The organism is Curtobacterium sp. ZW137, assembly GCF_003762905.1.
In the GTDB taxonomy this organism is placed as follows: Bacteria; Actinomycetota; Actinomycetes; order Actinomycetales; family Microbacteriaceae; genus Curtobacterium.
Genome location: NZ_RJKS01000001.1, coordinates 707981 through 726797, shown reverse-complemented (window position 1 = coordinate 726797; position 18817 = coordinate 707981). Strand labels below are relative to the sequence as shown.

Below are 18817 nucleotides of genomic sequence, written 5' to 3'. Positions count from 1 at the left end.
CGTCTTCGGGGCACACTGCGGGAGGCCTCTCCAGCATAGTGACCCGCCACTCAGAAGGCGTCCAGGTGACGCGGCGATCTCACTACGCACGGACGCGCCGGTGCCGGGACCCGGGCGTGTCGGGCGCTCCGGGGCGATTCGGGTGGAGCGGGGCATCATCGCGGCGCTTCCATCGCGTAAACTGTCCGGGACCCGTGGACATTCCGGGTCAGCGCATGCCCGGACGCCGACGACGTCGTCCACCGAGTGTGCGAGCTGAAGCGAACAGACTGAGGGTCCCCTTGCCGACTGCCACCGTGACCAGGCCAGACACCGAGCGTCGCTCGACGCTGTCCCGCAAGGTCCGAGCGTACGTCTCGCTGACGAAGCCGCGGGTCATGGAGCTGCTGCTCGTGACCACCGCACCGACGATGTTCCTCGCCGAGCGCGGGGTGCCCGACCTCTGGCTGGTCCTCTGGACGCTGCTCGGCGGCGCGATGTCCGCCGGGTCCGCGTCGGCGTTCAACTGCTACATCGACCGCGACATCGACCGCCTCATGAAGCGGACGAGCACGCGGCCGCTCGTCACCGGTGAGCTCTCCGACCGCGAAGCCCTCGTCTTCTCGTGGGTGCTCGGCATCGGGTCGACCGCGGTCCTCGGCTTCCTGGTGAACTGGCTCGCCGCCGCGCTGAGCGTCGCCGCGATCCTGATCTACGTCTTCCTGTACACGCTGTGGCTGAAGCGCCGCACCCCGCAGAACATCGTCTGGGGCGGCTCCGCGGGCTGCATGCCCGTGCTCATCGGCTGGGCAGCGGTCACCGGCTCGCTCACCTGGGCGCCGGTCATCCTCTTCATGGTGATCTTCCTCTGGACGCCGCCGCACTACTGGCCGCTGTCGATGAAGTACCGCGACGACTACGACGCCGCCGACGTGCCGATGCTCGCCGTCGTCCGGGGCCGCACCGTCGTCGGGCTCCAGGTCATCCTCTACGCGTGGGCGACGCTCGTCTGCTCGCTGCTCCTGATCCCGGTCGCGCACATGGGGCCGCTGTACACGGTCGTCGCGCTGGCCGGCGGGATCTGGTTCGTCGTCGAGTCGCACAAGCTGTACAACCGGGCGATCCAGCACGTCGAGCACGTCCACCCGATGCGCGTGTTCCACAGCTCGATCACGTACCTGACGCTGCTCTTCATCGCCGTGGGCATCGACCCGCTGCTCCCGCAGGTCTTCACCTTCTAGGGGGCGCGGGCGGGCGGGTACCGACCCGGAACGACATGGTCGCTGTCGTACGACAGCGACCATGTCGTTCTCTGGATGCGCCGGCCGTTGCGGGCGCGGTGCAGCGACGAGTGCGCTGTCGTACGACAGCGGCGGCGTCGTTCCGAGTCGCGCCCGACGCCGCCAGCCGCGGCGTGCAGTGGGCGCGGCACCCACCGGCCTGGAGGCTCGTGGCGGGCCCGCACCGGGCCTCGCGTCCCGAGGGTGGCCGGCCCCGTGCACGAGGCGGCCCCGGCGTCGTGCCTGCGCCGCGCGCGCCGCCCCGCATCGCAGGCGGATTCCGACACGGCGCCAGTCGATCGACGCGTGCCGTGTCGAAGGATGCGGACGCACCTGATCCGTCTGCATGGTTCGACACGGCGCCAGTCGATCGACGCGTGCGGTGTCGAACGAGCCGCGAGCGGAGGCGGCCGTGCGGCCGGCACGGTGCGGGCGGCGCCGAGCGCTAGCGGGGGAGCGGCTCCCGGACGGCCTGGGGACCGCCGGACGCGCGGGTGGAGAGCGTCACCGCGGTGACCGCGCCGACGAGCAGCCCGGCGAGCACCATGTGCGTGCCGACCAGACCGACGGGCAGGGCGGTGCGCGCCTGGGTGAGTCCGACCGCGATCTGGACGAACTCGACGATCAGGAGCACCAGCGCCCACCGGCTCGACAGGCGCAGGCGGACGGCGCCGACGACGAGCACGAGGGTCAGCGCGAAGAGGACGTACGCCGGGACGGCGTGCACGTGCTGCAGGATCGCCGGGTCGAGGCCCGTGCGGTGCAGACGCCCGCCGTCGACGGCCGCGTCGGCGCCGGCGTGCGGACCGCTGCCCGTAGTGAGGATGCCGATGAGCACGGTGACGACCGTCGCGGCGATGGTGCCGCGGACCACGCCGACGTACCAGTTCGGCACGAGACGCGGCGCGGTCCGGGGGCCGTTCACCGCGCGGTAGACCAGCGTGGCGGTGATGGCCACGAGTGCGGTCGACACGACGAAGTGCAGGCCGACGACGTAGGGGTTCAGGTTCGTGAGGACGCTCAGGCCGCCGATGACCGCCTGGACCGGGATCGCTGCGCCCTGGGCGAACGCCAGCCAGAACAGCTCCGGGCGCGTACGGCGCATCCGGACGACCAGCAGGAACATCGCGATCGCGACGATGACGAGCACGAAGGTGAGCAGACGGTTGCCGAACTCGATGATCCCGTGGACGCCCATCTCCGGCGTCGACACGAGCGAATCCGCGGTGCAGCGCGGCCAGGTCGGGCATCCGAGGCCCGACGCGGTCAGGCGGACGAGGCCACCGGTGCCGATGAGGACGACCTCGACCACGAAGGAGGCCCAGGCGAGCACGACGACACGGGGGTCCACGACACGCGGAAGGGACCACCACCGGGTGCGGGTGTCCTGGTCGACGGGGGATCCGACGCGAGTCACGAGGGTGGTGCCTTCCTGTTGTTCCGTGCAGCGAACCTGTAGGATTCGAGGGTTCAGCAGCAGTCAAGTCTAGGCAGGCGCCGGCTCCGAACGAGCCGTGATCGCCGATCACCCCGGATGCGCACACTCAGGGCTGCGTGGAACCATCGACGTTGCGACGCAGCAACACCGAGTCCGCCGTGCACAGCACCATCGTGTCGGCGGTCTGGGATGGAATGGTGTCCAGCAGCCGCTGGTTGCCACTCGAGAAGCTGCCGCGAGAAGGAAACGAGGAGACCATGTCCGACGTGCTCATCGACCGTCCCGAGCTCGAGGGGCTCGGCCAATACGAGTTCGGCTGGTCCGACTCCGACTCGGCCGGCGCCTCCGCCCGTCGTGGCATCTCGGACGAGGTCGTCACCGACATCTCGAACCTCAAGAACGAGCCGGCGTGGATGCTGAAGAACCGGCTCAAGGGCCTGCAGCTCTTCGACCGCAAGCCGATGCCGACGTGGGGTGCCGACCTGACGGGCATCGACTTCGACAACATCAAGTACTTCGTGCGCTCCACGGAGAAGCAGGCGCAGTCGTGGGAAGACCTCCCCGAGGACATCCGCGCCACGTACGAGAAGCTCGGCATCCCGGAGGCGGAGCGCCAGCGTCTCGTCGCCGGTGTCGCCGCGCAGTACGAGTCCGAGGTGGTCTACCACCAGATCCGTGAAGACCTGGAGCAGCAGGGCGTCATCTTCATGGACACGGACACCGCGCTCCGTGAGCACCCGGAGCTCTTCCAGGAGTACTTCGGCACCGTCATCCCGGCCGGTGACAACAAGTTCGCCGCGCTGAACACGGCCGTCTGGTCCGGCGGCTCGTTCGTCTACGTCCCGAAGGGCGTGCACGTCGAGATCCCGCTCCAGGCCTACTTCCGGATCAACACCGAGAACATGGGCCAGTTCGAGCGGACGCTGATCATCGCGGACGAAGACTCCTACGTGCACTACATCGAGGGCTGCACCGCCCCGATCTACAAGTCGGACTCCCTGCACTCGGCCGTCGTCGAGATCATCGTGAAGAAGAACGCCCGCGTTCGCTACACGACGATCCAGAACTGGTCGAACAACGTCTACAACCTCGTCACCAAGCGTGCGATCGCGCACGAAGGCGCGACGATGGAGTGGATCGACGGCAACATCGGCTCGAAGGTGACGATGAAGTACCCGTCGATCTACCTCGCCGGTGAGCACGCCAAGGGCGAGACCCTCTCCGTCGCGTTCGCCGGTCCCGGCCAGCACCAGGACGCCGGCGCGAAGATGATCCACATGGCGCCGTACACGACGTCCTCGATCGTCTCGAAGTCGATCGCCCGCGGCGGTGGCCGTGCCGGGTACCGCGGTGAGGTCCGGGTCGACCCGAACGCGCACCACGCCGCCAACACGGTCCGCTGCGACGCGCTGCTCGTCGACACGATCAGCCGCTCGGACACGTACCCGGCGATCGACATCCGCGTCGACGACGTCCAGCTCGGCCACGAAGCGACCGTCTCCCGCGTCAGCGAGGAGCAGCTCTTCTACCTGATGTCCCGCGGCATGCCCGAGGACGAGGCGATGGCGATGATCGTCCGTGGCTTCATCGAGCCCATCGCCCGTGAGCTCCCGATGGAGTACGCGCTCGAACTCAACAAGCTCATCGAGATGAGCATGGAAGGATCCGTCGGCTAGATGTCCAGTTCCACCCCGACACCCCGCATCGACCAGCCAATCGAGCCCGCAGCAGCAGCTCCCACGGGTAGTGCGCACAGTGCTGGTTCAGAACAGCACGGCGCGAAGGCGCACTCCGACGGCGGCTGGGACACCAAGATCCCGGTGCAGACCCGCTCGGACCGCCCGCAGTCCGGCGACATCGAGGCGTACGCCACGGTCACCGGCCGAGAGGTCAACTGGAAGTTCGCACCGCTGGACAAGCTCGCCCCGCTCCTCGCGGGCGGCCTCGACGGCTCCGCGTACCCGTTCCTCGCGACCGAGACCGACGGCGCCGACGTCGAGTGGGGTCGCAGCGACGACCCCCGCGTCGGCACCGCCGGCCTGCCGGAGGACCGTGCGGCGGCCGCCGCCTGGACCGCCCGTGACGCCGTCCTCGCCGTCACGATCAAGGCCACCGACGCGTACGAGTCCATCACGATCACCCGGTCGGACTTCGGCTCGCAGCCCCGCGCCGCGCACACCGTCATCACGGCGGAGCCGAACGCCCAGGGAATCGTCGTCATCGACAACCGCGGCTCGGCGCTCCTCAGCGAGAACGTCGAGATCGTCGTCGGCGACAACGCCCGCCTGACGGTCGTGTCGCTGCAGGACTGGGCCGACGACGCCGTGCACGTCTCGACGCACTTCGCCGAGGTCAACCGCGACGCCTTCCTCAAGCACGTCGTGGTCTCGCTCGGCGGCGACGTCGTCCGCGTGAACCCGTCGACGCACCTCGCGAAGCAGGGCGCGGACACCGAGATGTACGGCGTGTACTTCGCCGACGCCGGCCAGTACATCGAGCAGCAGGTCTACGTGAACCACGACGCGCCGAACACGCGCGGTCGGGTCAACTACAAGGGCGCACTGCAGGGCCAGGGGGCGCACACCGTCTGGATCGGCGACGTGCTCATCGGCCGCGCCGGCGACGGCACCGACTCGTACGAGCAGAACCGCAACCTGGTCCTCACCGACGGCACCCGCGCGGACAGCATCCCGAACCTCGAGATCGAGACGGGCAACATCGAGGGCGCCGGACACGCGAGTGCCACCGGTCGCTTCGACGACGAGCAGCTGTTCTACCTGCAGGCCCGCGGCATCCCCGAGGAAGAAGCACGTCGTCTCGTCGTGCTCGGCTTCCTCGTCGAGGTCATCCAGAAGATCGGGGCGCCCGAGCTCGAGGAACGGCTCATCGCCGCGGTCGAGCAGGAGCTCCTCGAAGGCCGCACCGTGCTGGCAGAACCGGCGAACGCCGAACCGGCGAACGCCGAAGGGGCGACCGCGCAGTCGGCCGCCGCGCAGACCGAGACGGCGGTCTGATGGCCGAGAAGGTCTGCGCCGAGGACGACATCGCGGTGGACACCCCGATGCGCGTCGTCGTCGACGGCACCGCGGTGGCGATCGTCAAGGACTCCGCCGGCACCGTGCACGCCATCGGGGACACCTGCACGCACGGGGACATCTCCCTGGCGGAGGGCTTCGTCGAGGGCGACTCGCTCGAGTGCTGGGCCCACGGCTCCCGCTTCTCGCTGACCACCGGCAAGCCGCAGAACTTCCCCGCCTACGAGCCCGTCCCGGTCTTCCGGGTCGAGGTCCGTGACGGCGAGGTCTACGTCGACGTGCACGACCCCGTGCCGGTCGACTGAGACCCCCTCCACACACTTCCCGCGGCTGACGCCGCACCACAGCTGCAACCGAAGGAACGCAATGTCCACTCTCGAAATCCGCGACCTCAAGGTCTCGATCGACACCGACCAGGGTGTCAAGGAGATCCTCAAGGGCGTCGACCTCACCATCAACGAGGGTGAGATCCACGCGATCATGGGGCCGAACGGGTCGGGCAAGTCCACCCTCGCTTACACGATCGCCGGGCACCCCCGCTACCACGTCGTCGGTGGCTCGATCACCCTCGACGGGCAGAACGTCCTCGACATGAGCGTCGACGAGCGTGCCCGCGCCGGCATGTTCCTCGCCATGCAGTACCCGGTCGAGATCCCGGGCGTCACCGTGTCGAACTTCCTCCGCACCGCGAAGACCGCGATCGACGGCGAGGCACCGGCGCTCCGCGGCTGGGTCAAGGACCTCCGCACCTCGATGGCCGACCTCAAGATGGACTCGTCCTTCGCCGAGCGCAACGTCAACGAGGGCTTCTCCGGCGGCGAGAAGAAGCGCCACGAGATCATGCAGCTCGAGCTCCTCAAGCCGAAGTTCGCCGTCCTCGACGAGACCGACTCCGGCCTCGACGTCGACGCGCTGAAGATCGTGTCCGAGGGCGTCAACCGCGCCAAGGCCGCGACCGGCCTCGGCGTGCTGCTCATCACGCACTACACGCGCATCCTCCGCTACATCAAGCCGGACTTCGTGCACGTGTTCGTCGCGGGCAAGGTCGCCGAGCAGGGCGGTCCGGAGCTCGCCGACCGACTCGAGAACGAGGGCTACGACCGCTACGTGCAGGCCGCAGCCGCCGCCGCGGGGAACTGATGATCACCACACTCGCACCGGAGAAGTTCGACGAGGTCGTCGAGGGCCTGAAGGAGGTCCAGGACCCGGAGCTCGGCGTGAACATCGTCGACCTCGGGCTCATCTACGACCTGGCCTGGGACGACGAGGCATCGGCGCTCATCATCAGCATGACGCTGACCAGTGCCGGCTGCCCGCTGACCGACGTCATCGAGGGCGACACCGCGAACGCGCTCGACGGCATCGTCGACGCGTTCCGCATCAACTGGGTCTGGATGCCGCCGTGGGGTCCGGACCGGATCACCGACGACGGTCGCGAGATGATGCGCGCGCTCGGCTTCTCGATCTAGTCGCCACCACCTGCACAGACGGGAGGCCCGGTGCCAGCTGGCACCGGGCCTCCCGTCTGTCGTGTGCGCACCACGCGCCGGGGGCGACGCGCTGGGCGTGTCAGCGGCGGCCGAGCGCCTTCCAGGCGAGCGGGACGATGCCCGCGGCGATGAGCGCCTTCACGAGGCCGCCCGCGATGAACGGGTACAGGCCGGCGGCGAGCACCGACTGCAGGTCGTTCGGCGCGCCGAGCGTGCCGAGGACGACGGCCAGGTAGGGCAGGCCGGTCACGAAGGGGATCGCGCTCGCGAGCGTGAAGGCCAGCGCGGCCCGGCCGACCTTGCGGTCCCAGTTGCGGCGCGCGAGCCAGCCGATGACCCCGGCGGCGGGGACGAAGCCGATGACGTACCCGAAGCTCGGGACGGCGAGGGCGTGGATGCCGCCGGTCATGTCGGCGAAGAACGGCGCTCCGGCGAGGCCGGCGATCGCGTACACGAGCATCGAGAGGACGCCACGGCGTGCTCCGAGCGTCGCGCCGACGAGGACGACCGCGAGCGTCTGGCCGGTGATCGGCACGGGCCACATCGGCACCTCGACCTGGGCCATGGCGGCGGTGAACAGGGCACCACCCGCGACGAGGGCGGCGTTCGTGGCGAGCCCCTGCGTCCGCAGACGGTCGGCGAGGACTGCGCGGGGAGCGAACCCGGTGGCGTTCGTCATGGATTCTCCTAGAATGGACTGCTGGTCCCGTTCGGGACCATCGGTCCCGTCAGCGTAGCGGTGTACCTCCTGCACACGTCGTTGTGCAAAACCACCAACTGATTGGACTTCCACTGTGCTTGCCGTGCACGACCTCGAGATCCGCGTCGGGGCTCGCCTCCTGATGGAGAACGTGTCCTTCCGAGTGGAGAAGGGCGACAAGATCGGTCTCGTCGGCCGGAACGGCGCGGGGAAGACCACCATGACCAAGGCCCTCGCGGGGGAGCAGCCGCCGACCGACGGCAAGATCGAGCGCACCGGGGAGATCGGCTACCTGCCGCAGGACCCGCGTTCCGGCAACCCGGAGGACACCGCCCGCAAGCGCATCCTCGACGCCCGCGGCCTGGGCGAGCTCGTGGAGGGCATCCGGCAGGCCACGCTCGACATGGCGAGTGAGGACCCCACCGTCGCCGACAAGGCGATGCGCCGGTACTCCCGTCTCGACGACCAGTTCAACGCCCTCGGCGGCTACGCGGCCGAGGCAGAGGCCGCGTCGATCGCGTCGAACCTCAAGCTGCCGGACCGGATCCTCGACCAGCAGCTGAAGACGCTCTCCGGTGGTCAGCGTCGTCGCATCGAGCTCGCGCGGATCCTGTTCTCGGACGCCGAGACGATGATCCTCGACGAGCCGACGAACCACCTCGACGCCGACAGCGTCGTGTGGCTCCGCGAGCACCTGAAGACCTACCCCGGCGGCGTCATCGTGATCTCCCACGACGTCGAGCTCGTCGACGAGGTCGTCAACCGGGTGTTCTACCTGGACGCCAACCGCCAGACCATCGACGTCTACAACATGGGCTGGAAGCTGTACCAGCGGCAGCGCGTCGCCGACGAGGAGCGCCGCCGCAAGGAGCGTGCGGGCGCCGAGAAGAAGGCCGCCACGCTGAAGGACCAGGCCGCTCGGTTCGGCGCGAAGGCGTCGAAGGCGGCTGCGGCGCACCAGATGGTCGCGCGGGCGGACAAGCTGCTCGCGGGCCTCGAGGACGAGCGCGTCGCCGACCGGGTCGCGAAGATCCGGTTCCCGACGCCGGCGCCGTGCGGCCGCACGCCCCTCATGGCCGAGGGGCTGTCGAAGTCCTACGGGTCGCTCGAGATCTTCGCGGGCGTCGACCTGGCGATCGACCGTGGTTCCCGCGTGGTCATCCTCGGGTTCAACGGTGCCGGCAAGACGACGCTGCTCCGCATCCTCGCGGGTGCGGACAAGCCGGACACCGGCGAGATCCTCCCGGGTCACGGCCTGCGCATCGGGTACTACGCGCAGGAGCACGAGAACATCGACGTGAACCGCACGGTGATCGAGAACATGGTCTCGGCCTCGACCGACCTCAACGAGACCGAGGCCCGTCGTGTCCTCGGGTCGTTCCTGTTCACGGGCGACGACGGCTACAAGAAGGCCGGCGTGCTCTCCGGCGGTGAGAAGACCCGGCTCTCGCTCGCGATGATCGTGGTCTCCGGTGCGAACGTGCTGCTGCTCGACGAGCCCACGAACAACCTGGACCCGGCGTCGCGCGAGGAGATCCTCAACGCGCTGGCCGGCTTCGAGGGGGCCGTCGTCCTCGTCTCCCACGACACCGGAGCGGTCGAGGCGCTCAACCCCGAGCGTGTGCTGCTGCTGCCGGACGGCACCGAGGACCACTGGAACAAGGACTACGCCGAGCTCATCGAGCTCGCCTAGTCGCCGGGGGCGACCCCGGATCGGCCTGGAGGCTCGTGGCGGCACCGCCACGAGCCTCCAGGCCGTTGCGGGCACCGGAGACGCGCTGGCGGGACGTCAGCGCCGACGTGTGGACTCGAGGAGCTCGTCCTCGATGTCGGCGTCCGTCTTCGGGCGGGCGTCCTTCCGGCGCTGCCGCTCGAGGGCGCGCTCGCGTTCTTCCGGATCGTCCTGGTTGAGGTTCCGGTACTCCTGCACCATCAGGTACGTCAGGAACCCGAAGCCTCCTGCGGCGAACATGAACCACTGGATGAAGTAGCTCAGGTGCAGCCCGGTGTCCGCGCTCGGGCGGTCCCAGCCGAGCGGCCGAGCTTGGGTCGGGGCCGGGCTCTCGGACGCGAGCTGTCCGTAGGCGCCGGTCCAGATCGGGGGGTCGACCTTCTTCGCGACGTCGCTGAGCGTGACCGACTGCACCTGGTCGGTGTGTGCGGGGTCGGTGCGGCCGGGGATCCGCGGTTCGGTCTGCTGCAGCCGGGCGATGACCGTGACCTGGCCGGAGGGCGGCGCGGGGATGCTGTCCGGTGCGTCCTGCCGGTTGCCGGTCGGCACCCAGCCGCGGTCGACGACGAAGGCGCGGCCGTCGGCGGTGACGAGGGGCGTCAGGACTTCGAAGCCGGGCTGCCCGTTGTGGACGCGGTTCCGGACGAGGAGCTGGTCGTCGGTGTCGTACCGGCCGGTGACGCTGACGCGGAGCCAGGTCTGGTCGTCGTTCCAGCTCGAGGCACGGGGGAGCGCCTGGTCGATGGCGACCGTGGTGTGGTCGTAGTTCTGCGAGACCTGGAGGTTCTCCCGCACGGCTTCGTTCCGGCGGTCCCACTGCCACATGCCGAACAGCGCGCAGACGATCGCGAACGCGACGGCGATCGCGAAGTACCCGAGCCAGCGGCGGCTGCGGACGAAGCCCCACCCGACGAACGGATCGTCCGGGGCGCGTTCGGGGAGCTGGTCGACCGGCACCGCACGACGGGCTTCGTCAGCGGCGCGTCGGAGCCGTTCCGCGTGGCGTCGGCCGTAGCGGGAGCGTGGGTCGAACTCGCTCATCGCTCGTTCGCCGCGCGCCGCTCACCGACGTCGTTCTTCGGTGTGTCGTCGTGCTGCTTGGCGTCGTCGAGGTGGTCGACGTCCTCGTCGATGCCGGTCACGCGGACCGGGAACGTCCGGGAGCGGAGGTACCCGGCGAGGAAGTCGCGGTGCTCGTCGCAGGCGGCCCAGATCTTCACGCGGTCGATCGCGTGGATGCGGGGGTTCCGCCAGTTGACGCGCCAGCTGGCCGAAGTGGAACACCCGGCACGGGAGCAGACGGGCGTCGAGCCCGGCTCGGTGACGAGGTCGAAGGTGGCGCCCATCAGCGGTGCCCCCAGACGCGGGAGCGGTCGCCGTTGCGCTGCCATTCTTCCTGCGCGTGCTGCGCGCCCTGACGGAGACGCTCCTGCTCGTCGCGGTAGGCCTGCGCGCGGGCGTCTTCCTGCTGTTCGCGGAGTCGCGGGTCGTAGTCGGCCGCGCGCACCACGGCCCCGGCCGGTGCGACGTAGTCGGACTCGGTGTGGCTGCCGGCGTTCGCGATGACGACCGCGATCCACGGGATGATGCCAGCGAGGACGATCGGGATGAGGGCGAGCCAGGGGCTGTGCCAGACCGTGTAGACGAGGACGGCCCCGACGAAGAGGATCACGCGCACCGCCATCTGCCAGATGTACCGCGACAGACGGTGCTTCCGGTCGATCTGCGGTGTCTCCGGAAGGGCCGTGATGGCCTGCGTCGTGCGTCGCGTCATGTGTCGCGTCGTCTTCATGCGTTTCGATCTCCGTCTTCCCTGTCCCAAGCCTAAGCCCGCCCACCGACACTTGGCCGCATCATCCGGTCCGCGTCCGCACCGGTAGGCTCGTGCGGGCGTGTCGGGGCTGCGGTCCCTCCCGCGCGCCCGCGAGCACCCACCGAACGGAGCCACCATGACCACCCCCCGTACCGTCCTCATCACCGGCGGCAACCGCGGCATCGGCCACGCGCTGGCGACGCGCTTCATCGAGGCCGGGCACCGTGTCGCCGTCACCTCACGGAGCGGCGACGGCGGACCCGATGGTGCGCTCACGGTGCAGGCGGACATCACGGACTCGGCCTCGGTCGACGCGGCGTTCACCCGGGTGGAGGCCGAGCTCGGCCCGATCGAGGTCCTCGTCGCGAACGCCGGCATCACGAACGACGGGTTGCTCCTCCGCATGAGCGAGGAGGACTTCACGAGCGTCATCGACACGAACCTCACGGGGACCTTCCGCGTGGTCAAGCGGGCGACCAAGGGCATGATGCGCGCGAAGTTCGGCCGCATCGTGCTGATGTCGAGCGTCGTCGGCGCCTACGGCCAGGTCGGCCAGGTCAACTACGCCTCGTCCAAGGCGGCACTCGTCGGCATGGCGCGGTCGATCACGCGCGAGCTCGGGTCCCGCGGCATCACGGCGAACGTCGTCGCGCCCGGGTTCATCCAGACCGACATGACGGCCGCGCTCCCGGAGGAACTGCAGGCCGAGTTCAAGAAGCAGATCCCGGCCGGGCGCTACGGCACCGTGGACGACGTCGCGGACGCCACGCTGTTCCTGGCGAGCGACGGAGCCGGGTACGTCTCCGGCGCGGTCATCCCCGTCGACGGCGGCCTCGGGATGGGCCACTAGACGCCAGCGCGCCGCCGCCGGCCTGCCGGGGCCGCCGGTCTCCTGTGCGAGCGCGGCCGCGGCGCGCGTCAGCCGCGCAGGCCGAGCGCCGCGAGCACCGGGGACAGGTCCCGGTCCACCACGACGACGTCGGCGGACTCCCGCACGCGCGGCTTCGCGTCGAACGCCACCGACAGCGCGGCGACCCGCATCATCTCCAGGTCGTTCGCCCCGTCGCCGATCGCGACCGTCCGCGTGAGCGGCACGCCGTCCGTGGATGCCCACGCCCGGAGCGCCGCGGCCTTCGCGTGCGCGTCCACGACGTCGCCGAGCACCCGCCCGGTCAGCACGCCGTCGGCGACCTCGAGCCGGTTCGCCTGGCAGTGGTCCAGCCCGAGCGACGCCGCGAACGGGTCGAGCACCTCGTGGAACCCGCCGGACACGACCCCGACGGTGCCACCGGCCGCGTGCACGCCGCGGACCAGTTCCGCCGCGCCCCGCGTCACACGGACCGACTCCCGTGCACGCGCGAAGACGTCGGCCTGGAGGCCCGCAAGGGTCGCGACACGCTCCCGGAGGCTCTCGGCGAAGTCGATCTCGCCGCGCATGGCGCGCTCCGTGACCGCCTGCACCTGTGGTCGGGTCCCGGCGGCGTCGGCGAGGAGCTCGATGACCTCGTCCTCGAGCAGGGTGGAGTCGGCATCGAGGACGACGAGGAAGCGCGGCACGTCACAACGGTAACGGTGCCGCGCCTCCTGTGACGTCGGGCGTCGAGCGTCGTGCGTCGTGCGTCGAGCGTCGAGCGTCGAGCGTCGAGCGTCGGGGCGGTCGGGCGTCGGGCGCCGTCAGGCCTCGACGCGCACGCCCTTGCCGACGACGGTGATCCCGGACTCGGTGACGGTGAACCCGCGGGCCTCGTCGGCTTCGCGGTCGATGCCGACCTGGGCACCCGGCGCGATCACCACGTCCTTGTCGAGGATCGCCCGGTTCACGACGGAGCCGGCACCGATCGACGCCCGCTCGAACACGATCGAGTCGAGGACCTTCGACCCGGAGTCGATCCCGCACCACGGCCCGATGACACTGCGTTCGACGGTGGCCCCGGAGAGCAGGCAGCCGAGCGCGATGATCGAGTCCACGGTGGAGCCGGTGTTCCCGTTCGCATCCCGGACGAACTTCGCCGGCGGCAGGTTCGTCTGCTGGTTGAAGATCGGCCAGTCGGTGTTGTAGAGGTTGAACACCGGCACCGGGGCGATCAGGTCCATGTGGGCGTCGTAGAACGAGTCGATCGTCCCCACGTCGCGCCAGTAGTACTTGTCGCGGTCGTTCGACCCGGGGACCTCGTTGCCCTTGAGGTCGTAGACGCCCGCGTCGCCGCGGTTCACGAAGTCGGGGACGATGTCGCCGCCCATGTCGTGGTTCGACGTCTCGACCTGCCCGTCGCGGAGCACCGCGTCGACCAGGGCATCGGCGTCGAAGACGTAGTTGCCCATCGACGCGAGGATCTCGCCGGGGGAGTCGGCCAGCCCGATGGCGTCCGTCGGCTTCTCGAGGAACGCGTCGATCTTGGTCGGGTCGTCGGCGGCGACCTGGATGACACCGAACTGGTCGGCGAGCCCGATCGGCTGCCGGATCGCCGCGACGGTGGCGCTGCGACCGGAGGCGATGTGCGCCTCGACCATCTGGGAGAAGTCCATCCGGTAGACGTGGTCGGCGCCGACGACGACGACGATGTCCGGGCGCTCGTCGCGGAGCAGGTTGAGCGACTGCAGGATCGCGTCGGCCGAGCCGGCGAACCAGCGCTTGCCGAGCCGCTGCTGTGCCGGGACGGACGCCACGTAGGAGCCGAGCAGCCCCTCCATGCGCCAGGTCTCCGCGACGTGGCGGTCGAGGCTGTGCGACTTGTACTGGGTCAGCACGACGATGCGGTTGAGCCCGGAGTTGACCAGGTTCGACAACGCGAAGTCGATGAGGCGGAAGTTGCCACCGAACGGGACGGCTGGCTTGGCACGATCGGCGGTCAGCGGCATGAGGCGCTTTCCTTCGCCCCCCGCGAGGACGATGCCGAATATCTTCTTCGATGGCATGTGGTTCACAGTAGGCGTGCGGACTGGGAACCGGTTACGTTGAACGCGTGCGAGTCGATCTACTGACCAGGGAGTATCCGCCGGAGGTCTACGGCGGTGCTGGCGTCCACGTGGCCGAACTGACCGCGGCCTTGCGCTCGGGGACCGACACGGAGGTGCGCGTCCGTGCCTTCGGTGGGTTCCGCGACGAAGAGGGCGTGTGGGCCTACCGCACCCCCGAGGGGCTCGAGAACGCCAACGGCGCGCTCCAGGCGCTCGGCACCGACGTGCAGATCGCGGCGGACACCGAGGGTGCCGACCTCGTCCACTCGCACACCTGGTATGCCAACGGTGCCGGTCGTCTCGCGCAGCTGACGCAGGGCATCCCGCACGTCGTCACGGCGCACTCCCTCGAGCCGCTCCGCCCGTGGAAGGCCGAGCAGCTCGGCGGCGGGTACCGGCTCTCCAGCTGGCTCGAGCGGGAGTCCTTCGAGCAGGCCGACGCCGTCATCGCGGTGTCCAAGGCCATGCGCGCCGACATCCTCCGCTCGTACCCGTCCATCGACCCGGCGAAGGTGCGGGTCGTCTACAACGGCATCGACGTCGACGAGTGGAAGCCCGACGTGAACGAGGACGCGGTGCGCGCACTCGGGATCGACCCGGAGCGCCCGAGCGTCGTCTTCGTCGGCCGCATCACCCGCCAGAAGGGCCTGCCGTACCTGCTCCGCGCGGTCGCGGCGCTCCCGCCCGAGGTCCAGATCGTCCTGTGTGCCGGCGCGCCGGACACCCCGGAGATCATGGCGGAGGTCACCGGCCTCGTCGAGGACCTCCGGAAGGAGCGCGACGGCGTCGTCTGGATCGACCGGATGCTCGCGCACCAGGAGATCGTGCACGTGCTCTCCTCGGGCACCGTCTTCGTCTGCCCGTCGATCTACGAGCCGCTCGGCATCGTGAACCTCGAGGCGATGGCCTGCGGCATCCCCGTCGTCGGCACCGGCACGGGCGGCATCCCCGAGGTCGTCGCCGACGGCCTGACCGGTCGGATCGTCCCGATCGACCAGGCCACCGACGGCACCGGCACGCCGACCGACCCCGACAAGTACGTCGCGGACCTCGCGGCGACCCTCAACGAGGTGCTTTCCGACATCGGTCTCGCCAAGCTGATGGGTCGCGCCGGCCGGCTCCGCGTGGAGACCGAGTTCACGTGGGCCGCGATCGCGACGCGCACGCGCGCTGTCTACGACGAGGTGTTGGCCGCGCGCTGAGCGCACCACGGCCCTGGCACCGACGGGAGGCCCGGGTGACGTCCGCAACGGACGTCACCCGGGCCTCCCGGCCGTTGCGCACGGAACCTGCGCGGCGTAACGTACAACTCGATGGTTGTACGTGATGAGATGGACGCCGAGGCGGTGGACCGCGTGTTCGCGGCCCTCGCGGACGCGACGCGCCGGGACATCGTCCGGCGCGTCATCGTGCGCGAGCAGTCGGTGTCCTCGCTCGCCGCCGGGTACGCGATGAGCTTCGCGGCCGTGCAGAAGCACGTCGCGGTGCTCGAGCGTGCCGAGCTGGTCCGCAAGGAACGGCGTGGGCGGGAGCAGATCGTCACGAGCGAGATCGGTGGCGTGCAGCGTGCCGATCGTCTGCTGCGGTCCTACGAGGACCTGTGGCGGCACCGGGCCGAGCGGATCACGGAGCTCCTCAGCGACGAGGACCCCGCCGGTCGACCCTCCACCGCTCCCTGAGGGAGCACACCCGACCCCGAGGGGACCGGCACATGAGCACCACCATCGATGCGTCGCACGACGTCGACGCACTCACCATGACCTTCACCGCCGAGTTCGACGCGCCCGTCGAACGCGTCTGGCAGGTGTGGGAGGACCCTCGGCAGCTCGAGCGCTGGTGGGGCCCGCCGACCTGGCCGGCGACGTTCGTGCGGCACTCGCTCGAACCGGGAGCCCGGAGCGACTACTTCATGACCGGGCCAGACGGGTCGAAGGCGCCGGGCTACTGGGTCGTCACCGCGGTCGACCCGCCGCGCTCCCTGACGATCGAGGACGGGTTCGCCGACGAGTCGGGGGAGCCGGACACCTCGATGCCGATCACCACGATGGTGATGACCCTCGAGGACCTCGGCGGGCGCACCAGGATGACGAACACGGCGCACTTCGCGACGGCGGAGCAGCTCGAACAGCTCCTCGAGATGGGGATGCGCGAGGGCATGCTGCTGGCGCTCGGACAGATCGAGGGACTGCTCGCGGAGTGACCCTCGGCGTGTGCCCCGTTTCGGCACGTCCGCTCGCGTAGGGTTGGGGCATGCCCTCGGTTGTGCGCTTGTCAGACGTGTCCGTGGTCCGGAACGGGGCCACCATCCTCGACGGGATCTCGTGGGAGGTGCAGGACGACGAGCGGTGGGTCGTGCTCGGTGCGAACGGTGCCGGCAAGACCACGCTGCTGCAGGTCGCAGGTGCGCAGTCCTTCCCGACCTCGGGAGAGGTCGAGGTGCTCGGGACCGAGCTCGGCGGCGCCGACCTGTTCGAACTGCGGCCCCGCATCGGGTTCGCGTCGACCGCTCTCGCCCGCCGGATCCCGGTGACCGAGAAGGTCATCGACGTCGTCCTCACCGCCGCGTACTCGGTCACGGGTCGCTGGAACGAGGAGTACGACGAGCTCGACGTGCGCCGCGCCCAGCGGGTCCTCGACGAGTGGGGCCTCGGCGCCTTCACCGACCGGACCTTCGGGGAGCTCAGCGACGGCGAGCAGAAGCGCGTGCAGATCGCCCGAGCGGTGATGACCGACCCCGAGATCCTGTTCCTCGACGAGCCCGCCGCGTCGCTCGACCTCGGCGCGCGCGAGAGCCTCGTGCGGACGCTCGGCGGCTACGCGAAGAGCTCCGACTCGCCGGCGATCGTCATCGTGACGCACCACGTCGAGGAGATCCCCGAGGGCTTCACGCACGCCCTGATCCTGGCGGACGGGCACATCCAGGCCGCCGGCCCCATCGACGAGGTCCTCACGGACGCCACGCTGACCGAGGCGTTCGGTATCGACCTCACCGTGACGAAGGACTCCGGGCGCTTCACGGCGCGCGCAGCCTGAGTCCTGCCCCACATCGTGCCTGCCATCTGGTAACGTGGACGGCTGGCGTGAGCCAATGACTTCCGGGGCATCCGCCCCTTCTCTCAACACCGCAACCACCCCCGAGGAATCTCCATGAAGACCGCCATCCACCCCGAGTACCGCGCCATCGTCTTCCGCGACCTGGCTTCCGGTGAGACGTTCCTGACGCGTTCGACCGCGAACAGCGACAAGACCATCGAGCTCGACGGTGCCACCTACCCGGTGATCGACGTCGAGATCTCGTCCGCGTCGCACCCGTTCTACACGGGCAAGCAGCGCATCCTCGACTCGGCCGGTCGCGTCGAGAAGTTCAACCAGCGCTTCAAGGGCTTCAGCAAGTAAGCAGCCTCGCGCTCCACGGGCGGTCCTCCTTCGGGAGGGCCGCCCGTTCGCGTTCCGCGGTCGCTCGCGCGCGTGCTCGCGCGCTCGCGCGGTCGCTCGCGCGCGTGCCGCGGTGCGGATCGGCGTCGCACAAGCAAACCCGGGTCGAACCACGGACGTTCGTGGTTCGAGCCGGGTTCCGTTGCGCGGCGCCGTTCGACACCGCGGATGCGGGGACGCCTCAGTCGGCGGTGCGGTGGGGCCAGCGGCCGTCGGCGGTGAAGGAGGGGTCGCGCTTCTTGCGCATGTACTCCTGGAACGAGACCGCCTGGTCTGCGCACCAGCCGACCTGCTTGCGGTGCAGCTCTTCCGCGGAGACGGTGAGGTCGTCCGGGTACTTCACCGCGATGGCCTGCGCCACACGGCCGGCAGCGATGGCGTCGGCGCCGGCGTCGTGGGCGTCCGAGAGCGTGACGCCGTAGACCTCTGCCGCCGCTTCGAGCGTGCGCTTGCCCTTGCGGTAGGTGTCGAGCGCCTTGTCGATGACCAGCGGGTCGACGACGTTGCCGATCACCGGGGACGCGATGCCGTGCCGCTTGGCTTCCCGGTCGAGCAGCGTGAGGTCGTACGGGGCGTTGTAGATGACGAGCGGGATCCCGCGGGCGAACACCGCCTCGATCGCGGCGACGATCTCCGCCACGACTTCTCCGGCGGGACGCCCCTCGGCCTGGGCGCGCTCGGTGCTGATGCCGTGCACCGCCGAGGCCTGTTCCGGGATCGGCACACCGGGGTCGGCGAGCCACGAGCCCTCGACGATGCTGCGACCCGTCATGTCGATCAGGCCGACGTGCGCGGTGACGATCCGTGCCGTCTCGACGTCGATGCCGGTGGTCTCGAGGTCGAAGACCCCGAGTGCGTGCCACCAGGGCCGGGTCGAGAGGTCCTGCGCCGGCGTCGGCGTGTCGAGCTGTGCTGTCGTGAACGTCACGGTGTCAGGCTAACCGGACGCACCGACAC

General features: G+C 69.8%; 22 protein-coding genes. 13 read left to right on the top strand and 9 right to left on the bottom strand.

The window, feature by feature from the left end:
* Positions 1-296: 296 nt before the first annotated feature.
* A complete protein-coding gene (locus tag EDF55_RS03450; RefSeq protein WP_123653509.1) occupies positions 297-1220 on the top strand; it encodes a heme o synthase in 924 nt (307 codons plus the stop codon).
* Positions 1221-1704: 484 nt separating this feature from the next.
* On the opposite strand, the gene EDF55_RS03445 is transcribed toward EDF55_RS03450, so the two are convergent.
* Both EDF55_RS03445 and EDF55_RS18675 read right to left on the bottom strand, forming a co-directional pair.
* Positions 1705-2676: a heme A synthase gene (locus EDF55_RS03445; RefSeq protein ID WP_123653508.1), complete on the bottom strand. Its 972-nt coding sequence runs from the start codon at positions 2674-2676 to the stop codon at positions 1705-1707.
* A 127-nt stretch (positions 2677-2803) separates the two neighbouring features.
* A complete protein-coding gene (locus EDF55_RS18675; protein WP_185017077.1) occupies positions 2804-2971 on the bottom strand; it encodes a hypothetical protein in 168 nt (55 codons plus the stop codon).
* Here EDF55_RS18675 and sufB point away from each other — a divergent pair.
* The 5 genes from sufB (at position 2955) to EDF55_RS03420 (ending at position 7201) form a co-directional block, all read left to right on the top strand.
* Positions 2955-4373 carry a Fe-S cluster assembly protein SufB gene (sufB, locus tag EDF55_RS03440; protein ID WP_123653507.1) on the top strand — a complete coding sequence of 473 codons (1419 nt, stop codon included), beginning with the start codon at positions 2955-2957 and terminating at the stop codon, positions 4371-4373. The genes EDF55_RS18675 and sufB overlap by 17 nt on opposite strands.
* Positions 4374-5711 carry a Fe-S cluster assembly protein SufD gene (sufD, locus tag EDF55_RS03435; RefSeq protein ID WP_123653506.1) on the top strand — a complete coding sequence of 446 codons (1338 nt, stop codon included), beginning with the start codon at positions 4374-4376 and terminating at the stop codon, positions 5709-5711.
* A complete protein-coding gene (locus EDF55_RS03430; RefSeq protein ID WP_123653505.1) occupies positions 5711-6037 on the top strand; it encodes a non-heme iron oxygenase ferredoxin subunit in 327 nt (108 codons plus the stop codon). The genes sufD and EDF55_RS03430 overlap by 1 nt, the downstream gene beginning before the upstream one ends.
* Before the next feature lie 61 nt (positions 6038-6098).
* Complete coding sequence (gene sufC / locus EDF55_RS03425) at positions 6099-6872, top strand: Fe-S cluster assembly ATPase SufC (protein ID WP_123653504.1); 774 nt, start codon at positions 6099-6101, stop codon at positions 6870-6872.
* Complete coding sequence (locus tag EDF55_RS03420; protein WP_123653503.1) at positions 6872-7201, top strand: metal-sulfur cluster assembly factor; 330 nt, start codon at positions 6872-6874, stop codon at positions 7199-7201. The genes sufC and EDF55_RS03420 overlap by 1 nt, the downstream gene beginning before the upstream one ends.
* Positions 7202-7301: 100 nt before the next feature.
* Here EDF55_RS03420 and EDF55_RS03415 read toward each other — a convergent pair whose 3' ends face one another.
* Positions 7302-7901, bottom strand: a complete 600-nt coding sequence (locus EDF55_RS03415) for a biotin transporter BioY (RefSeq protein ID WP_123653502.1) — start codon at positions 7899-7901, stop codon at positions 7302-7304.
* 115 nt (positions 7902-8016) lie between these two features.
* Here EDF55_RS03415 and EDF55_RS03410 point away from each other — a divergent pair, with 115 nt between their 5' ends.
* Positions 8017-9615 (top strand): ABC-F family ATP-binding cassette domain-containing protein, encoded by a 1599-nt coding sequence (locus tag EDF55_RS03410; protein WP_123653501.1) that lies wholly within the window; start codon positions 8017-8019, stop codon positions 9613-9615.
* Between the two features lie 96 nt (positions 9616-9711).
* Here EDF55_RS03410 and EDF55_RS03405 read toward each other — a convergent pair whose 3' ends face one another.
* The 3 genes from EDF55_RS03405 to EDF55_RS03395 are packed head-to-tail and all read right to left on the bottom strand — an operon-like array spanning position 9712 to position 11428.
* Positions 9712-10695 carry an SURF1 family protein gene (locus EDF55_RS03405; RefSeq protein WP_123653500.1) on the bottom strand — a complete coding sequence of 328 codons (984 nt, stop codon included), beginning with the start codon at positions 10693-10695 and terminating at the stop codon, positions 9712-9714.
* Positions 10692-11000: a hypothetical protein gene (locus EDF55_RS03400; protein ID WP_395868124.1), complete on the bottom strand. Its 309-nt coding sequence runs from the start codon at positions 10998-11000 to the stop codon at positions 10692-10694. The genes EDF55_RS03405 and EDF55_RS03400 overlap by 4 nt, the downstream gene beginning before the upstream one ends.
* A complete protein-coding gene (locus EDF55_RS03395; RefSeq protein ID WP_123653499.1) occupies positions 11000-11428 on the bottom strand; it encodes a DUF3099 domain-containing protein in 429 nt (142 codons plus the stop codon). The genes EDF55_RS03400 and EDF55_RS03395 overlap by 1 nt, the downstream gene beginning before the upstream one ends.
* A gap of 175 nt (positions 11429-11603) precedes the next feature.
* Between EDF55_RS03395 and fabG the strand changes: the two genes are divergently transcribed.
* On the top strand, positions 11604-12317 hold the full coding sequence (gene fabG, locus EDF55_RS03390; RefSeq protein WP_123653498.1) for a 3-oxoacyl-ACP reductase FabG: 714 nt from the start codon (positions 11604-11606) through the stop codon (positions 12315-12317).
* Between the two features lie 68 nt (positions 12318-12385).
* Here the strand turns inward: fabG and serB are convergent, their stop codons facing one another.
* Both serB and EDF55_RS03380 read right to left on the bottom strand, forming a co-directional pair.
* Positions 12386-13024 (bottom strand): phosphoserine phosphatase SerB, encoded by a 639-nt coding sequence (gene serB, locus EDF55_RS03385; RefSeq protein WP_123653497.1) that lies wholly within the window; start codon positions 13022-13024, stop codon positions 12386-12388.
* 117 nt (positions 13025-13141) lie between these two features.
* Complete coding sequence (locus tag EDF55_RS03380) at positions 13142-14383, bottom strand: glucose-1-phosphate adenylyltransferase (protein ID WP_123653496.1); 1242 nt, start codon at positions 14381-14383, stop codon at positions 13142-13144.
* A gap of 47 nt (positions 14384-14430) precedes the next feature.
* Between EDF55_RS03380 and glgA the strand changes: the two genes are divergently transcribed.
* The 5 genes from glgA to EDF55_RS03355 all read left to right on the top strand — a co-directional run bounded on the left by glgA (position 14431) and on the right by EDF55_RS03355 (position 17821).
* Complete coding sequence (gene glgA, locus EDF55_RS03375) at positions 14431-15627, top strand: glycogen synthase (protein ID WP_123653495.1); 1197 nt, start codon at positions 14431-14433, stop codon at positions 15625-15627.
* A gap of 111 nt (positions 15628-15738) precedes the next feature.
* Entirely contained in the window at positions 15739-16104 is a 366-nt protein-coding gene (locus EDF55_RS03370) for a helix-turn-helix transcriptional regulator (protein ID WP_123653494.1), read from the top strand.
* A gap of 32 nt (positions 16105-16136) precedes the next feature.
* Complete coding sequence (locus tag EDF55_RS03365) at positions 16137-16625, top strand: SRPBCC domain-containing protein (protein WP_123653493.1); 489 nt, start codon at positions 16137-16139, stop codon at positions 16623-16625.
* 50 nt (positions 16626-16675) lie between these two features.
* Positions 16676-17458 carry an ABC transporter ATP-binding protein gene (locus tag EDF55_RS03360; protein WP_123653492.1) on the top strand — a complete coding sequence of 261 codons (783 nt, stop codon included), beginning with the start codon at positions 16676-16678 and terminating at the stop codon, positions 17456-17458.
* Positions 17459-17572: 114 nt separating this feature from the next.
* Positions 17573-17821, top strand: coding sequence for a type B 50S ribosomal protein L31 (locus tag EDF55_RS03355; protein ID WP_123653491.1), 249 nt, complete (start codon positions 17573-17575; stop codon positions 17819-17821).
* Between the two features lie 220 nt (positions 17822-18041).
* Here EDF55_RS03355 and EDF55_RS03350 read toward each other — a convergent pair whose 3' ends face one another.
* Positions 18042-18788 carry a 3'-5' exonuclease gene (locus EDF55_RS03350; RefSeq protein WP_123653490.1) on the bottom strand — a complete coding sequence of 249 codons (747 nt, stop codon included), beginning with the start codon at positions 18786-18788 and terminating at the stop codon, positions 18042-18044.
* Positions 18789-18817: the final 29 nt, after the last annotated feature.

Bases quoted from the DNA above. Each gene is read 5' to 3' on its own strand.
- EDF55_RS18675 (WP_185017077.1), bottom strand. From the start codon at position 2,971: ATGAGCACGTCGGACATGGTCTCCTCGTTTCCTTCTCGCGGCAGCTTC.
- EDF55_RS03395 (WP_123653499.1), bottom strand. From the start codon at position 11,428: ATGACGCGACGCACGACGCAGGCCATCACGGCCCTTCCGGAGACACCG.
- fabG (WP_123653498.1), top strand. From the start codon at position 11,604: ATGACCACCCCCCGTACCGTCCTCATCACCGGCGGCAACCGCGGCATC.
- EDF55_RS03370 (WP_123653494.1), top strand. From the start codon at position 15,739: ATGGTTGTACGTGATGAGATGGACGCCGAGGCGGTGGACCGCGTGTTC.
- EDF55_RS03365 (WP_123653493.1), top strand. From the start codon at position 16,137: ATGAGCACCACCATCGATGCGTCGCACGACGTCGACGCACTCACCATG.
- EDF55_RS03355 (WP_123653491.1), top strand. From the start codon at position 17,573: ATGAAGACCGCCATCCACCCCGAGTACCGCGCCATCGTCTTCCGCGAC.
- sufC (WP_123653504.1), top strand. From the start codon at position 6,099: ATGTCCACTCTCGAAATCCGCGACCTCAAGGTCTCGATCGACACCGAC.
- sufB (WP_123653507.1), top strand. From the start codon at position 2,955: ATGTCCGACGTGCTCATCGACCGTCCCGAGCTCGAGGGGCTCGGCCAA.
- EDF55_RS03430 (WP_123653505.1), top strand. From the start codon at position 5,711: ATGGCCGAGAAGGTCTGCGCCGAGGACGACATCGCGGTGGACACCCCG.
- EDF55_RS03400 (WP_395868124.1), bottom strand. From the start codon at position 11,000: ATGGGCGCCACCTTCGACCTCGTCACCGAGCCGGGCTCGACGCCCGTC.
- EDF55_RS03380 (WP_123653496.1), bottom strand. From the start codon at position 14,383: ATGCCATCGAAGAAGATATTCGGCATCGTCCTCGCGGGGGGCGAAGGA.
- EDF55_RS03360 (WP_123653492.1), top strand. From the start codon at position 16,676: ATGCCCTCGGTTGTGCGCTTGTCAGACGTGTCCGTGGTCCGGAACGGG.
- EDF55_RS03405 (WP_123653500.1), bottom strand. From the start codon at position 10,695: ATGAGCGAGTTCGACCCACGCTCCCGCTACGGCCGACGCCACGCGGAA.
- EDF55_RS03415 (WP_123653502.1), bottom strand. From the start codon at position 7,901: ATGACGAACGCCACCGGGTTCGCTCCCCGCGCAGTCCTCGCCGACCGT.
- EDF55_RS03420 (WP_123653503.1), top strand. From the start codon at position 6,872: ATGATCACCACACTCGCACCGGAGAAGTTCGACGAGGTCGTCGAGGGC.
- sufD (WP_123653506.1), top strand. From the start codon at position 4,374: ATGTCCAGTTCCACCCCGACACCCCGCATCGACCAGCCAATCGAGCCC.